Origin of the sequence: uncultured Gulosibacter sp., assembly GCF_963509965.1 — a bacterium.
Classification (GTDB): domain Bacteria; phylum Actinomycetota; class Actinomycetes; order Actinomycetales; family Microbacteriaceae; genus Gulosibacter.
Window position 1 is genome coordinate 313,927 of sequence record NZ_CAUPDE010000001.1, and the last position, 15,296, is coordinate 329,222.

Consider the following 15,296-nt stretch of genomic DNA (forward strand, 5'->3'; position numbering starts at 1 on the left):
GTTCTGGTTTAGGGGTGTCGCGCGGTGGCGTCACGCACTTCGCCGACAAGTTCTTCGATAATGTCTTCGAGGAAAAGCACCCCCGTAATCGTGCCGTCTTTTTCGACCACGCGCACGAGGTGTTTGCCTGCTCTGCGCATCGAGGCAAGCGCATCCTCGAGCTCGGTGCCGGTGTACACCGACACCAGGGGGCGCAGAAGCTTTTCGGGAGTTGGCTGCTCATAAGCGGCGTCGGTGGCAAGTTTGAGTACGTCTTTTAGGTGCACGTACGCCACCGGGCGCCCCGCAGCATCTGCCACGACGTAACGCGAATAACCGTATTCGGCGACTGCCTGCTGCAGTTGGTGCGGCGTGAATCCCGGCGGCAGCAGCACCATTTTGTCGAGTGGTACCGCCACTTCACCGACCTGTTTGGTGGTGAACTCGAACATATTTGCCAGTGTGCCGGCCTCGTCGGTGAGCACCCCTTCGCGGGTTGATTGCTCAACAATTCCGGCCACTTGATCGAACGTGAACGCGCTGGTGGCCTCGGCTTTGGGGGTGACTCCGCACATCCGCAGCACGAGGTTGGCGATCTCGTTGAGCATCCAGATCACGGGCTTGAAAACGCGGGCGAAGAACACCAGCGGCGGCGCCAACACGAGTACGGCGCGGTCGGGAATCGAAAACGATAGGTTCTTCGGCACCATCTCACCGAACACGACATGCAGATAGGTCACCAAAAGCAGCACGATCACGAATGCCACGGTGTTGACCACCTCGGGCGACATGCCGGTGGCGTTCATCGGCACCGCGAGCAGGTGGTGCAGTGCCGGTTCTGACACGTTGAGAATCAGTAGCGAACACACCGTGATACCCAGCTGTGAGGTGGCGAGCATGAGTGTTGCGTGTTCCATCGCCCACAGCGCGGTCTGGGCCGCTTTCGATCCCTGTTCGGCGCGCGGTTCAATCTGCGAGCGACGCGCGGTGATGACGGCGAACTCGGCACCAACGAAGAACGCATTGAAGACCAGCAACACAACCAGCCAGACAATGCCCATCAGGTCGTTCATCACTTCTCACCACCCTCATGGTCACCGGAGCGTTCACGGCGCAGCCGATCTTCGTTCGATTCGTATGCGCCATTGGGCACAAATCGCACCTGGTCGATGCGTCGGCCATCGAGCTGCTCCACGATCAGCGTGCCCACCGGAATGTCGACCCGGTCACCGAGTTCGGGGATGCGGCCGAGCACCGACATGATGAATCCGCCGACGGTTTCGTATGGTCCGTCCTCATCGATGTCAATATTCAGCCGGTCGCGCAATTCGTCGGGTCGCAGCAGCCCGTCAAACAGGATGCGGTCGCGGCGGCGGATGATATCGGCGCGTCGAACATCATGTTCATCGACAAGGTCGCCAACGATTTCTTCCACCAGATCTTCCAGGGTGGCAATTCCTGCGGTGCCGCCGTATTCATCCAGCACAATACCCATCTGATAGCCGTCGGTGCGCAGTTCAGCTAGCAACAGGTCGAGTGAAATCGATTCGGGCACCATTGGCACATCGGCCTTGATCGCCCCCACCGGCACCGATTCGCGTCGTTCACGAGGCACGGCCATCGCATATTTCACATGCGCAACCCCAACAACATCGTCGATATCTTCGCCGATCACCGGGAAGCGTGAGTGCCCCGTTTCGATAGCGAGCGTAATCAGCTCTGACACCGGGGCATCCACCCCAATCACGTTGAGTCGCGGGCGCGGGGTCATCACATCAGATGCGGTGTGTTCACTGAAGCGCAGGGTTCGGTTGAGCAGCGTCGCTTTATCGGTGTCGAGCACACCCACCAGGGCACTGCGCCGCACGAGACTCGACAGTTCTTCGGCTGTGCGCGCCCCCGAGAGCTCTTCTTTGGGTTCAACGCCGAACGAACGAATGATGGCGTTGGCCGAGTTGTTGAGCAGCGCCACAAACGGTCGGAACACGGTGGTGAACGCCAGCTGCAGCGGCACCACAAGTTTCGCCAGCTGCAGCGGCAGGGCGAGCGCAAAGTTTTTCGGTATCAGTTCACCGATCACCATTGACAGCACGGTCGCGACAATCATGGCGACGATGGTGCCGACGCTGCTAACCCACTCCTGCGAAAGACCCATCCCCAGCAGCCCGTCGGCCAGCAGCGCACTGATGGCCGGCTCCATGGTGTAGCCGGTCAGCAGAGTGGTGAGGGTGATGCCCAGCTGGGCACTCGACAGATGCGTTGAGGTTTCTTTGAGCGCCGAAATAACGGGTTGCAGGCGCCGTTCGCCGGCCGCCTGACGGTTTTCGAGTTCGTGTCGGTCGAGATTTACGAGTGTGAACTCGGTGGCAACAAAAACACCGGTACCCACGCAGAGCAGCAGGCCAAAGGCCAGCAATAACCATTCCATTTGGCGAGCAGTTTACCTGGCACAGCTGTGCGAATGTCGGCGGGTGTCGCTACCAGCTCACCGGCAGCGCCTTACCTTCTTCATAGCCGGCGGCAGATTGGATGCCCACCTTGGCTCGGTCGTGAAACTCAGGCAGGCTGCGGGCACCAGCGTAGGTGCAGCTCGAGCGCACCCCGGTGGTGATCATGTCGACAAGATCGTCGATGCTGGGGCGCTCGGGGTCAATCAAAATCTTCGAGTTTGAGATGCCCTCAGCGAATAGTCGTTTTCGGGCGCGCTCATAGGCGGCAAGGTCGGCAAATCGGCCTTCGACAGCGCGAGTTGAGGCCATGCCGAACGATTCTTTGTAGCGTGCACCACGCTCATCCGTGAGCACCTTGCCCGGTGCTTCGATGGTGCCCGCGAACCATGATCCGACCATCACCGCGCTCGCTCCCGCCGCAAGCGCCAGGGCCACATCGCGCGGATAGCGCACTCCCCCGTCAGCCCACACATGTGCACCGTGTTGTGCGGCCACTTCGGCACACTCGAGCACCGCCGAGAACTGTGGGCGCCCCACAGCGGTCATCATCCGCGTGGTGCACATGGCACCGGGCCCCACCCCGACCTTGACGATATTGGCGCCGGCTCGAACAAGGTCACGAGCACCCGCGCCCGAGACAATATTGCCTGCCACCAGTGGCACACCGATTTCAGCTTCGCGCACTTTTTCGAGCGCCTGCAACATGCTGTCCTGATGCCCGTGGGCGGTGTCGAGCACGAGCACATCGGCACCTGCTTCACGAAGTGTTCGGGCTCGGCCCACCACATCACCGCGCAGCCCCAGTGCTGCAGCCACCCGCAGTCGCCCGGCTTCATCGACCGCCGGCGGGTAGATTGTGGTGCGCAGTGCATCCGTTTGCGATAGTCCACCCACCAGTTCGCCGTGGCGGCGCACCGCGACAAACCGGTGCCCGTTGCGCTCCAGCAGTTCGAACGCTTCGCGCGGATCGGCAAGCTCACTCGCTTCCATCTCGGGTGCGGCGAGGTGCTCAAGGTCTCCCACTCGAGCGTCCTCGGGCATGGGTTCGAAGGCCGCCGCGTCAACGATCGCGACAATACTTCCGCCGCGCACAATTCCCACCGGTGTGTCTGCAACCGGTGGCACTGTTGCCAGCAGTTCGGCAACAGTTGCATCCGCCGAGATCTCGAACGGCGCTGCCCAGCCAGTAGCCTGCTGTTTCACCCAGTGCAGCTGTTCGCTCACCTCGTTCTCGGTTAGGTCTTGTGGCAGCACCCCCAACCCGCCTCGTCGAGCCAACGCCGCAGCAAGACGCTTGCCGGTAACCGCATTCATATTGCTGGCCACCAGCGGAATACGCATTCCCGTACCGTCGACCGTGCTGAGATCCACTCCGAGCCGCGAACCCACATCACTGCGCGAAGGAACCAGGAAGACATCCGAGTAGGTCAGGTCGTACTGAGGTTGGGTGCCATAGAACTGCATGCACCTATGGTAAGAGCCAAGTCTTCGGCAACAGACCAGAGCACAACAGCAGCCAATTCGATTCACCTGTAAAGAAGCTGTACCTCGACGTCAAGAAGAACCGTTAGGCTTGCCCATTGAACAGGGGCCGACGGCGGCTTACCGGCGTTGGCGCTTCACCATCCACGAGTGCAGAAAAGGCGGCGATTTTCGCGTGTCGACTCCCACCTCTGGCTCCGCAGGCCAGTCCATGAGCAACTTCGGCGTAAACGACTGGCTTGTCGCCGAAATGTATGCCAAGTTCAAGGACGACCGAAATAGCGTGGATGAAGCCTGGTGGCCAACGCTCGAACGCTATGCTCAGTCGCAGCAGGGTCAGCAAGCCACACCGACAGCAAAGCCCGTAACTAAATCGGCAGCCTCCTCCACCGCTGCACCGGCCACTGCCACAAAGCCTTCCGGCAGCAAATCGGGTGCCAAAACCACCGGCCGTCCGGCACAGAGCCGCAAGGTGCCAGCCGATGCGCCCAAGGGTGTTAAAGATGCTGAGCCCGAGCGTGAGCCCACCATCGAGCCGCTGAGGGGCATGTCGAAAGCCATTGCGAAAAACATGGACGTGTCGCTCGAGATCCCCACGGCAACGAGCTACCGTGAGATCCCCGCGAAGCTGATGATCGACAATCGCATCGTCATTAACAATCACCTGCGCCGCACCCGCGGCGGCAAGGTGTCGTTCACACATCTGCTCGGTTTTGCACTCGTGCAGGCGCTCAAGAAGTTCCCGTCGCAGAACGTCTACTACGACATCGTTGACGGTAAACCCTCGGTGGTGACACCGGCACACATCAATCTCGGTATCGCCATCGATGTCGAAAACCGTGACGGCAGCCGTGGCCTAGTGGTGCCGAGCATCAAACAGGCTGAACGGATGAACTTCCGTGAGTTTCTCGAGGCCTACGAGATGCTCATCAAGCGTGGTCGCGAGGGGAAGCTCACCGCCGCCGATCACGCCGGTGCCACCATTTCGCTCACCAATCCAGGTGGTATTGGCACAGTGCAATCGTCGCCGCGGCTTACCAAGGGTCAAGGATGCATCATTGGTGCCGGTGCGCTCGACTACCCCGCCGCGTTCCAGGGAATGGCGCAGGAGACGCTCAACGACTTGGCCGTGTCGAAACGCATCACCGTCTCGTCAACCTACGACCACCGGGTCATCCAGGGCGCCGGTTCGGGTGAGTTCTTGAAGATTGTTGCCGAGCACCTCACCGGCGGCCACAACTTTTACGAGAGCGTGTTCTCGGCGCTGCGCATCCCCTACCGCCCGATTCAGTGGTCGAAGGATGTGCATGTCGATCTGGCCGCGAATATCAACAAGACCGCTCGTGTGCAGCAGGTCATCAACATGTACCGGGTGCGCGGTCACCTCATGGCCGAGATCGATCCGCTCGAGTACGTGCAGCGTTCACATCCCGACCTCGAGATCGAGTCGCACGGTCTGACATTCTGGGACCTCGAGCGTGAGTTCGTCACCGCCGGGTTTGGTTCGAAGCGCACTATGAAACTGCGCGATATTCTCGGCATCCTGCGCGACACCTACTGCCGCACCACCGGTATCGAATACATGCATATCGACGATCCCGAGCAGCGCCAGTGGTTCCAAGACAAGCTCGAACATCCCTATATCCCGCCGACGCACGACGAGCAGCTGCGCATCCTCACGAAGCTCAACCAGGCCGAAGCCTTTGAAACGTTCTTGCAAACCAAGTACGTCGGCCAGAAACGCTTCTCACTCGAAGGTTCGGAATCGGTGATCGCGCTGCTCGACCAGATCGCGTCTGACTCGATCGACGACGATATTCGCGAGCTCGCCATCGGCATGGCCCACCGCGGCCGCCTGAACGTGCTCACGAACATCGCCGGGAAAACCTACGACCAGATGTTCCGCGAGTTTGAGGGATCGGTTCCGGGCAAGGTTGCGGGTACTGGCGATGTGAAATATCACCTCGGTATCGAAGGCACCTACACCTCCCCCGAGGGCAAAGAACTGCCCGTGTATCTCGCCGCGAACCCGTCGCACCTCGAGGCCGTCAACGGTGTGCTCGAGGGGATTGTGCGCGGCAAACAAGACCGCGATCCAGACGGCGTGTACCCCGTGCTCCCGGTGCTCATTCACGGTGATGCGGCGATGTCGGGCCAGGGCATCGTGTATGAAACCCTGCAGATGTCGAAACTGCGCGCCTACCGCACTGGTGGCACCGTGCACATCATCATTAACAACCAGGTTGGTTTCACCACCACCGCGCAGGATGGCCGCAGCTCGCGTTACGCATCCGATGTGGCCAAGGCGATTGACGCGCCGGTATTGCATGTTAATGGTGACGATCCCGAAGCGGTGGTGCGCGTGGCACAGCTCGCGTTCCAGTATCGCCAGAAGTTCAACAGCGATGTGGTGATCGATCTCGTTTCGTATCGTCGCCGCGGCCACAACGAGGGTGATGACCCGTCGATGACGCAGCCGCTGATGTACGACCTCATTGAACGCAAGCGCTCGGTGCGGAAGATCTATGCCGACAACCTCATGGGCCGTGGCGACATCACGCAAGAAGAATACGACCGCGCCCAGGCCGACTTCCATGCCGAGCTCGAGCGCGCGTTCGCTGAAACGCACAATGTGCACACCGAGGCGATTACCGCCACCGAGCTCGCCACGGTTGGTTCGCGTGAAGAGCGCCAGCACTCGGTTCCGGTAACCACCGCGATTTCGAGCGATGTGATTGAGCGCATCGGTGATGCCCATCAGGATGTGCCCGAAGGGTTTACTGTGCATCGCAAGCTGCAGCGTGTGCTTGACAGCCGCTACAAGATGTCGCGTGAGGGTGGCATCGACTGGGCCTTTGGTGAGCTGCTGGCGCTTGGATCGCTGCTCATGGAGGGCACACCGGTGCGGATGAGCGGCCAGGATTCTCGCCGGGGTACGTTCGCGCAGCGGCACGCCCTGCTGCACGACCGGCTAACCGACCAGAACTGGATGCCGCTGCAAAACCTCAGTGACGATCAAGCCCGTTTCTCGGTGTATGACTCGCTGCTTTCGGAATACGCGGTGATGGGCTTCGAGTATGGCTATTCGGTAGAGCGTCCTGATTCGCTCGTGCTGTGGGAGGGCCAGTTTGGTGATTTCGCCAATGGCGCTCAGACCGTAATTGACGAGTTTATCGCTGCCGGCGAGCAGAAGTGGGAGCAGCGTTCGAGCGTTGTGCTGCTGCTGCCACACGGTTACGAGGGTCAGGGCCCTGACCATTCGTCGGGTCGTATTGAACGTTTCTTGACGCTGTGCGCACAAGACAATATGACGGTGGCACAGCCCTCGACACCGGCGAACTACGCTCATCTGCTGCGTCTGCAGGCCTACCAGCGTCCGCGTAAGCCGCTGATCGTATTCACACCGAAGTCAATGCTGCGGCTGCGCGGGGCCACCTCGTCGCTTGAAGAGTTCACGAAGGGGCACTTCCAGCCGGTGCTCGACGACGGGCGCGAGCTTGATGGCGCAGCGGTGAAGCGCATCGTGTTGCACTCGGGCAAGCTGCACTACGAGTTCGCGCAGCAGCTCGCCAAGCGCGAAGACAGTTCGATCACGCTGGTGCGGTTGGAGCGCTACTACCCGCTACCGCTTGACGAGCTGCAGGAGGTCATCGCGAAGTATCCGAACGCCGAGCTCGTCTGGGCACAGGATGAACCGGCCAACCAGGGTGCGTGGCCGTTCCTGCAGCGGGTGCTGTTCCCGAAGCTCGACCGCGAGGTGCGTCTGGTTTCGCGGCCGCCGGCGTCGGCTCCTTCGGTGGGCACAATGAAGCTGCACACCGAGCAGCAGGCCGAATTGCTGGCGCAGGCACTCGACTAACCTGCTTGCCTCGTCGTTGGGGCCGGGTCGTTCAGCAGCTGTTGGGCGACCCGGCCCCAACTTTTTGGAGCATGCGATGAGTTTTCGTTTCGCAGGTGTCGCTGGTGAAGGGCTGCTCGCCCCACACGGCTATTGAGCCGGACGCAAAATGGCGGAGCCACGTTTGTGGCTCCGCCATTTTTAGCGTGAGTTAGCGACTCAGCTCAGCGGCGTTATCGCTGCTCGGTTTAGTGCTCCGAAAACCGCCTGCGAATGGTGAGCAGTGCCGCACCTGCCAGCATCAGCAGTGTGGCGGTCGTGAACGCGGTGGTAGCGCCGCTGGCACCGGTGCTGGCCAGACCACCCGAGTTGTTGGCACCGTCTGCTCCTGTTCCAGCAGTCTTGCCGATGTCGCCCGGAGTGCCCGGCTTGCCAGGCTGGCTCGGGGTTTCGTCCGGGGTGTTGTCTGGGGTCTGGGTCGGTGCCCCCGTCGGGCCTGGGCCCGCAGTCGGATCCGTGGTCGGTTCCTCGGTCGGGTCCGTGGTCGGTTCCTCCGTCGGTTCCGTGGTGGGCTCCTCGGTAGGTTCCGGAGCCGGGGTCTCGGTCGGTTCCGCGGTCGGTTCCGGAGCCGGGGTCTTAGTCGGTTCCCCGGTCGGCCCCTCGGTCGGTTCCGGAGTCGATCCCTCGGTCGGTTCCGGAGTCGATCCCTCGGTCGGGTCCGGAGTCGGAGTCTCAGTCGGTTCCACAGTCGGATCCGGAGTCGGTTCTTCGGTCGGTTCCGTGGTCGGTCCCTCGGTCGGGTCCGGAGTCTCAGTCGGTTCCGGAGCCGGGGTCTCGCAGCTGCACTTGGTACCTACGCGCAACTTGCGCGGCTGCGGATCCTTAACCACCGTCTCGGTGACTTCAGGCTCGCCGACTGGCTCGCCGTTTTCGAGCTTCCAGATCTTGGTGACTTCCTTCTCGCCGAAGGCACCAGCCTGGTCCTCGACAACCTTGCCAACCTCGAGATTCGGGTCATACTCGATGAGGGTATCGAACGGGGTCTTCTCGGTGTGTGTATCGGTGAGTTCGGTCTGATTCTTGGCCGGACCAACCTCGACGATATGCTTCACCGGGTCGCTGATCTTCTCAGAGGAGTCCTCCTTGGTGATCTCACCGTTTTCGGTGTTCACCGTGACGGTGTGTTTGACCTCGCCCTGTCTGCCTTCCTGCACAACCTTGGTTTCACCGGGCTGCAGGTCGGGGTTGACGCGCACCTCGACTTCAAACGGAGTCATTTCGACCCACTCGATGGTCGTGGAGGCAGGCTTACCCTTGGTGCCGACCTTGACAATCTTGTTGACCGGCTCGGTCACACGCTGGGTTTCGGTCTTGGTGTCAACAACCTTCGAGTTTTCGATGGTTTGGATTGTGGTGACCTTGTCTTTACCCAGCTGGCCTTCCTGAACAGTTTCCTGCTTGCCGGCTGCCATCGTTTCGTCAAAGACGATTTCCGTGTCGAACGGCACATCGACCACGTACTCGGTAGTGTGAGTGCCCTCGGTCTTCGTCCCAACGCGGATGATCTGCTCGGTTGGTTCCTTGGTGCGTTCAGAGGTCACGACTGGGTCGCCCGAAGGCTTGCCGTCCACGAGCTTCTGAGTCGAGGTCTCAACCTCGGTACCGACTTCACCCTTCTGGTCAACAACCTGCTTGCCGGCCTCGAGGGTGTCGTCGAAGACAACCTTGGTGTCGAACGGAATCGGCTTTTCGGTCTTGGTCACGAGTTCGCTCGGAGCAATGCCAGGGCCGTACTCGACGATGCGCTTGACAGGCTCCTTGGTGGTCTCTTCCTCGACGACCTCAGCCTGATCGCCCGAAGCAGTGAACTTAGCGGTGAAGGTCTTCTCGCCGTTCTCACCTTCCTGAACAACCCGGGTTTCACCAGGCTTCAGTTCGGGGTTCTCGCGAACCTCGGTCGGGTACGGGATTGGAACCGTCCAGGTGACTTCCTTGGCGCTCTCGGCAGGCTTGGTGCCGATAACGACGACCTCGTTGACTGGCTCCTTGGTGCGTTCCCACGTGCCGTCCGCGTTCATCTTCTCCGCGCCTGGCACACCCTTGGTTTCAACCTTGTAGGTGCCGGCAGGGATGGTGTCGTCGTACTTGTACTCGACCTTGAACGGAACCTCGCGCTTCGGAACGTCAATGACGTTCACGGTAGCGGTGGTGTTGTCCTTCGAGCCGTCCTCGTAGGTCACGATGACCGGGACGTCGATCTTGTCGTCCGGCTTAGCGGTTTCCGGCGCGGTCGAAATGACGTTGCCCTTGTCGTCCAAGCCAACGATCCAGTCGCCGTGAGGGGTCTTCACCTTGTAGGTCGGGTTGCCGAATTCGTTGCTCTCACCCGTGGCTTCGAGGCCCTTGCCCTTCGGATCAATCGTGAACGGCTTGTCCGCATCAAGGTTGATCTCTGCAGGCTTCTCGACGCCAATCGCCGAGGTAGCCGTGCCACCCGGGTAGACAGTCTGGGACGGTACAACCGGCTCAGACTCCCAGGCGTTGGTCAGCTTCACCACGGTGGTAACTGGCACCAGCGGGGTGGAGCCGTCCGGAGTGGTCACAGTGACGTTGATGGTCTTCTTATCACCCGGCTTGGAGTTTGCTGGCGGGGTGGAAGACACGACACCGGTGTTCGGGTCGATGGTGTACTTCCAGCCGTCAACTTCCTGCTCAGTGATCGGGGCACCGTTCTCATCGGTACCGAAGGAGAACTTGGAGCCCTTAGGAGCATCCTGTACCTGGTGGTTCACAGCCTGGTTCGGGCCAGTCGACTCCACAGAGTAGGTCGGGATGTGATCGCTCTTCAGAACAACCACCGTTCCCTTGACTTCCTGCGGCTTGTCAGCGTTGTCGTAGTAGGCAAGAACCGGGACGTTCAGCATGTAACCTTCAGGCGCAGTCCGTGGGATGGTCGTGGTGATTTCACCAGTGTTCTCGTCAATCTTGACGGTCCACGTGCCGCTGTCATCGGTGACCGTCATCTGGGTCTTACCGTCTGGGAAGGTGTAGCGCTTCGGCGCTTCGTCGGTCGTGTTACCGCTCAGGCCACGTTCCGGGAGCGTCGGCTTGAGCGAGACCTTCGCAGTCTGCTTATTGGTGACCGTGTCGTAGGTCGGGATCTTGATGTCCACGATCGCCTGGAACTGGGTCTCGATCTCGTCCGTGGTCTGGTCCGGGTAGGCTGCCTTGACCTTCGGGGTGATGATCGTGCCCGGTGCGACGGTGTCGTCCGCCTTCGCGGTGACCTTGCCGGTCTCGTCGACGGTTACGGTCCAGCCCTCAGGCACAGTGGACTCGTCGATCTCGAACTTGGCCGGGTGGACCGGCTTGTAGCCCTTCATGATCGACTTGGTGCCCACCTGGGCGGTGAGTTCTTCACCGATGTGGCCCTTGGTCAGGCTGGGGCGCACGAGGTCAGTGACCTGGGTATTATTCGGGTCAACAACCACGAGCAGTTCAAGCTTGTCGACAGAACCGTTGGAGTACTCCACCGTAACTACGGGGCGCGCGAAGGTGCCCGGACGCGGGTTTTCCGGAGCGGTGACGGTGACGTTGTAGTTCTCGTCCATCTCGACGGTCCAGCCCTCGTAGACGTATTTCTCGTCCAGGGTGACCCGGGCCTCGTAACCGCCGTCAGCCTTCTTCTTCGCCAGGTCCTTGATCAGGTCAGGGGTCTGAGTGAAGGTGACCTTCTGCGGCTCGGTAGCCAGCGGGCCGGTCGGGCTGTCGACGCCGGAGATGATCGTGGCGTCGGTCTTGTCGTACTTCGGGGAGTGGTGCTCGGTGTCGTCCAAGGAGAACGCCTTGGAGTCGATGACGTTCGCCTTGTTGTAGCGGGTCAGCGAGTTCGAGCTGTCGAATGCTCCATCATGTTCGAGCCACTCATCCTTGCTCTTAGCTGCAGCCTTGAGCTGGTCCACGCTGCGCGGCTTTGCCAGAACAGAGAAGTTGACGTTCTTATCGGTAGCCAGGTCGGTACCGCGGTACTCAGGCCACGTGAAGAAGATGTCACCGTTGTCCGCGATACGCAGAAGCTTCTCGCCGCCGGAGACTGCTGGGTCGGTGGTGCCGATGAACTGGCCGTTGCCGTCGTAGGCTTCCACGACCATGCGGGACATGGAATCGTCCGTGCCGCCGTTCACAACAGCAGGAACGTTGATCTTACCGACCTTGGTTTCTGCACCTGCAACGATGACGTGCTTCTCAAAGTTCTCCCACGAGACCGTGATCGGGTTACATTCGATGTTCTCGCTCGGCCACGGATTCACGATGGCCGTAAAGGCTGCATTGCTTCCCCGTGTGGCCCTTGGATCTTTAGGATTTTCCTGCTTATAGTCGCCCTGCCAGGCGTAACGCACCGGGTTCGCGACAGTGGCCTCAGCGAACTGCTTGACTTTCGCATCGGTCAGTTCCGCATTGAGGTTCAGGTTTCGCTGTCGGCCGGAAGCAGAAATATCAAGGATTTCGTCGGCCTTGTGCGTGACTACCTTGTCAACAAAGGTCTGACCGGCGCCCATAGAGGGAACCTGTCCCGCATCGAGGTACGCACCCATGAGGCCTGAATTGGAGAAGCTCCAATCGGCGAACGTGCGGTCCTTCGAGTTATCGAAGGCCACGCTCAATCCCCACCGGGTTTTCGAGGGGCTGCTCCCGCTTGGTTCCAAGGTGTTCCAGCTGAAACCAGCCTGGCTGCCATTCTCAGAGTTCTCCGAGACAACACACGAACCGGCCGGCAGGTCGGAGGCCTTCTGAGCGTCCTTCTCTACCGCGCCGATCTTATCGCGGATGCCGCCGGAGAGCTCCGCCGCCGCGGCTGGCTCAACCGTGGTGAAGTTTGAGACGGCAACAAGCGCGCCACCCGTCAAAGCTAAAACCGATAGCGCAGCAATACTCGAGCGCGATATGCGCTTCAAAGCTGCCTTATTGGGTGAAATATGCATCCTCATCCCCTAAGTGGAGTCGTGCAGTGCCTTATGCCAGCAGTCCGGTCACTAACATATCCACACTAGTCGGAAACACAGCGTTCGACCAGGATTCATTCAGCCAAGTATTGTTGCCGGCGCGCACTGGCCGCCCAACACTAGCCGCGCTCGAGCGCCGACCGAATGCGCTCGCGTAGCTGCTCAGGAGCGATCTCCTCACAGCATGCCCGCCGAACCACCTCGGTAATCATCAACTGCACCTGCGCCTCCTCTGAACAGTCGACGCAGTGACACAGGTGCTCGCGAATCGCCGCCGCATCACACTCGTTGAACTCGCGGCGAAGAAACTCTTCCATCGACTCCCGCGCCTTTGCACAGCCACAATCGCCCACTGTTACTCCCCCTCCTCAAGTCCAATTCCGTATTCGGCGGCATACTCACGCAGCCGCTCTCGCAGCATCCGCCGTCCCCGATGCAACCGGCTCATGACCGTGCCCACGGGCGTGTCCATCACCTCGGCGATTTCGCGATACGTAAATCCCTCCACATCGGCCAGTAGCACCACGCTGCGGTAGTTGTCGGGAAGGTCTGCCAGCGCATCCGTCACCGAGCTCGCCGGCAAATTGTCGAGCGCCTCGGCCTCAGCCGAACGCGAAGACTGCTGCGGAGCCGTATACGACTCGGCACCCGAAAGCTGCCAATCTTCAAGCTCTTCAAGCGGATTCGCATACGGCGTGCGTTTCGCCTGCCGGTACTGATTGATGTACAGATTCGTTTGGATGCGGTAAAGCCAGGCACGAATATTCGACCCCGGCGTGAACTTGTCGAACGCGGCGTAGGCCTTCGTGAACGTTTCTTGTACGAGGTCTTGCGCATCGGCGGGATTGCGGGTCATCCGCATGGCGTGACCGTACAGCTGATCAAGCAGCGGCAGCGCCTCAGCTTGAAAGCGCGCGCGCAGCTCGGCAGCGCGGCCACTAGTGCTCGACACGTCAGCGCCCGCGGGCTCGGCAGCGGGCCTAACCTCTTCGGCCGGCTCGGTCGACTCATTGGGGGCAGGGTGTGTCATCACCCCCGAGTCTACGAGCACCCGCGAATCCACGCGCCCTCCCCCACTTTTTTGAGCACTTGTCGGTACTCTCAATAACTGATGGAGATCTTCAAATATTCCGGACCCACCTTTGACCTCTACGGCGAAGAGTGGAGCGACTCGCTCATTCTCGACGATGGGCCGTGGCCCGCACCCACCGCATCCGGCCCACTCGACGCGCGCGTGACCGTGCCCGGCTCAAAATCGATCACGAACCGAGAACTCGTGCTGTCGGCGCTCGCCGACGAGCCATCACTGCTGCGCCGGCCGCTGCACGCCCGCGACACCTCGCTCATGGTGGATGCGCTGCGGGCGCTCGGTACCGACATTGAAGAGGTGGCGAACGCCGAAAACCCGTTCGGCCCCGATCTGCGCATCACCCCCACCGAAGAGCTTGAGGGCGGCGTATCGATAGAATGCGGGCTCGCCGGCACAGTGATGCGCTTTGTGCCGCCGGTGGCGGCGCTGGCGCTCGGACCGGTGAACTTTGACGGCGACGAAACCGCCCACAAGCGCCCCATGTCGGGCGTGATTGAGGGGCTCGAAAAACTCGGTGTTGAGGTGCGCGATGACGGTAAACGTCGCCTGCCATTTTCGATCTATGGCGCCGGCAAAGTCAGCGGTGGCGATCTCGAAATCGATGCCAGCGCATCCAGCCAGTTTGTTTCGGGGCTGCTGCTTGCGGCACCACGGTTCACGAACGGGCTCACCCTGCGTCACACCGGCGAACAGGTGCCGTCACTTCCCCACATTGAAATGACCCTTGCCGCGCTACGGGCACGCGGGGTCGATGCATCCAGCCCCGAACCGAATGTGTGGCGCGTGGCACCCGGCCCGATTGCCGGGCGTGAGCTGACCATCGAGCCTGATCTGTCGAACGCGGCGCCGTTTTTGCTGGCAACGATTGTCACCGGCGGCGCGGTGTGCGTGCCCGATTGGCCCGAAACATCAACCCAGCTCGGCGATCTGCTGATTGCAGTGCTGCGCCAGCTCGGCGCCGAGGTGGAGCTGCGCGACGGCACGCTGTATTGCAGCGCCGAGGTGTCGCGCCGACCTGAGTCGTTTGAATTTGATTTTTCGGATGCGGGCGGCGAGCTGGCACCAAATATTGCGGCGATCTGTGCGCTGCTGCCGGGCACCTCGCAGCTGCGCGGCATCGGGCATTTGCGCGGGCACGAAACCGACCGGGTGGCGGCGCTGGCCGCCGAGCTGCAGCGCGTAGGAGCGACCGTGGTCGAACACGATGACCGGCTAGAGATCACCGGCGGCGAACTGCACGGCGCCACCTGGGGTTGCTATGAAGATCACCGCATGGCCACCACCGGTGCACTGATCGGACTTGTCACCGAGGGCATCGAGCTTGACGATGTGCGGTGCACCTCAAAAACACTGCCGCAATTTGTGGCGATGTGGAACGCGATGCTCACCGGCACCACACCGGGGCCCGAAGAAGAGCCGCCGACGTCGTTCATCTCGCTATCGCTGTAGCCGAG

The 15,296-nt window shown here is 61.0% G+C and carries 8 protein-coding genes; 2 read left to right on the top strand and 6 right to left on the bottom strand.

All coding sequences use genetic code 11. The features are described 5' to 3' along the window. Nucleotides 1-8 precede the first annotated feature (8 nt). The 3 genes from RQ865_RS01475 to RQ865_RS01485 are packed head-to-tail and all read right to left on the bottom strand — an operon-like array spanning nt 9 to nt 3,893. Nucleotides 9-1,052: a hemolysin family protein gene (locus tag RQ865_RS01475; RefSeq protein ID WP_311476848.1), complete on the bottom strand. Its 1,044-nt coding sequence runs from the start codon at nt 1,050-1,052 to the stop codon at nt 9-11. Continuing rightward, a complete protein-coding gene (locus RQ865_RS01480) occupies nt 1,052-2,407 on the bottom strand; it encodes a hemolysin family protein (RefSeq protein ID WP_311476850.1) in 1,356 nt (451 codons plus the stop codon). Before RQ865_RS01480 ends, RQ865_RS01475 begins: the two co-directional genes overlap by 1 nt. Nucleotides 2,408-2,456: 49 nt before the next feature. Continuing rightward, nucleotides 2,457-3,893: a GuaB1 family IMP dehydrogenase-related protein gene (locus RQ865_RS01485; RefSeq protein WP_311476852.1), complete on the bottom strand. Its 1,437-nt coding sequence runs from the start codon at nt 3,891-3,893 to the stop codon at nt 2,457-2,459. Between the two features lie 229 nt (nt 3,894-4,122). Between RQ865_RS01485 and RQ865_RS01490 the strand changes: the two genes are divergently transcribed. Further along, nucleotides 4,123-7,770, top strand: coding sequence for a multifunctional oxoglutarate decarboxylase/oxoglutarate dehydrogenase thiamine pyrophosphate-binding subunit/dihydrolipoyllysine-residue succinyltransferase subunit (locus RQ865_RS01490; RefSeq protein ID WP_311476854.1), 3,648 nt, complete (start codon nt 4,123-4,125; stop codon nt 7,768-7,770). Nucleotides 7,771-7,997: 227 nt separating this feature from the next. Here the strand turns inward: RQ865_RS01490 and RQ865_RS01495 are convergent, their stop codons facing one another. The 3 genes from RQ865_RS01495 to RQ865_RS01505 form a co-directional block, all read right to left on the bottom strand. Beyond that, nucleotides 7,998-12,731 (bottom strand): G5 domain-containing protein, encoded by a 4,734-nt coding sequence (locus tag RQ865_RS01495; protein ID WP_311476856.1) that lies wholly within the window; start codon nt 12,729-12,731, stop codon nt 7,998-8,000. Between the two features lie 140 nt (nt 12,732-12,871). After that, nucleotides 12,872-13,069, bottom strand: a complete 198-nt coding sequence (locus RQ865_RS01500; protein WP_311476858.1) for an alpha-ketoglutarate decarboxylase — start codon at nt 13,067-13,069, stop codon at nt 12,872-12,874. A gap of 38 nt (nt 13,070-13,107) precedes the next feature. After that, nucleotides 13,108-13,782, bottom strand: coding sequence for a sigma-70 family RNA polymerase sigma factor (locus RQ865_RS01505; RefSeq protein WP_311476859.1), 675 nt, complete (start codon nt 13,780-13,782; stop codon nt 13,108-13,110). Nucleotides 13,783-13,863: 81 nt separating this feature from the next. Between RQ865_RS01505 and aroA the strand changes: the two genes are divergently transcribed. Beyond that, on the top strand, nt 13,864-15,291 hold the full coding sequence (aroA, locus tag RQ865_RS01510) for a 3-phosphoshikimate 1-carboxyvinyltransferase (RefSeq protein ID WP_311476861.1): 1,428 nt from the start codon (nt 13,864-13,866) through the stop codon (nt 15,289-15,291). Nucleotides 15,292-15,296: the final 5 nt, after the last annotated feature.

Bases quoted from the DNA above. Each gene is read 5' to 3' on its own strand.
- RQ865_RS01475 (WP_311476848.1), bottom strand. From the start codon at position 1,052: ATGAACGACCTGATGGGCATTGTCTGGCTGGTTGTGTTGCTGGTCTTC.
- RQ865_RS01480 (WP_311476850.1), bottom strand. From the start codon at position 2,407: ATGGAATGGTTATTGCTGGCCTTTGGCCTGCTGCTCTGCGTGGGTACC.
- RQ865_RS01485 (WP_311476852.1), bottom strand. From the start codon at position 3,893: ATGCAGTTCTATGGCACCCAACCTCAGTACGACCTGACCTACTCGGAT.
- RQ865_RS01490 (WP_311476854.1), top strand. From the start codon at position 4,123: ATGAGCAACTTCGGCGTAAACGACTGGCTTGTCGCCGAAATGTATGCC.
- RQ865_RS01495 (WP_311476856.1), bottom strand. From the start codon at position 12,731: ATGCATATTTCACCCAATAAGGCAGCTTTGAAGCGCATATCGCGCTCG.
- RQ865_RS01500 (WP_311476858.1), bottom strand. From the start codon at position 13,069: ATGGAAGAGTTTCTTCGCCGCGAGTTCAACGAGTGTGATGCGGCGGCG.
- RQ865_RS01505 (WP_311476859.1), bottom strand. From the start codon at position 13,782: ATGACACACCCTGCCCCCAATGAGTCGACCGAGCCGGCCGAAGAGGTT.
- aroA (WP_311476861.1), top strand. From the start codon at position 13,864: ATGGAGATCTTCAAATATTCCGGACCCACCTTTGACCTCTACGGCGAA.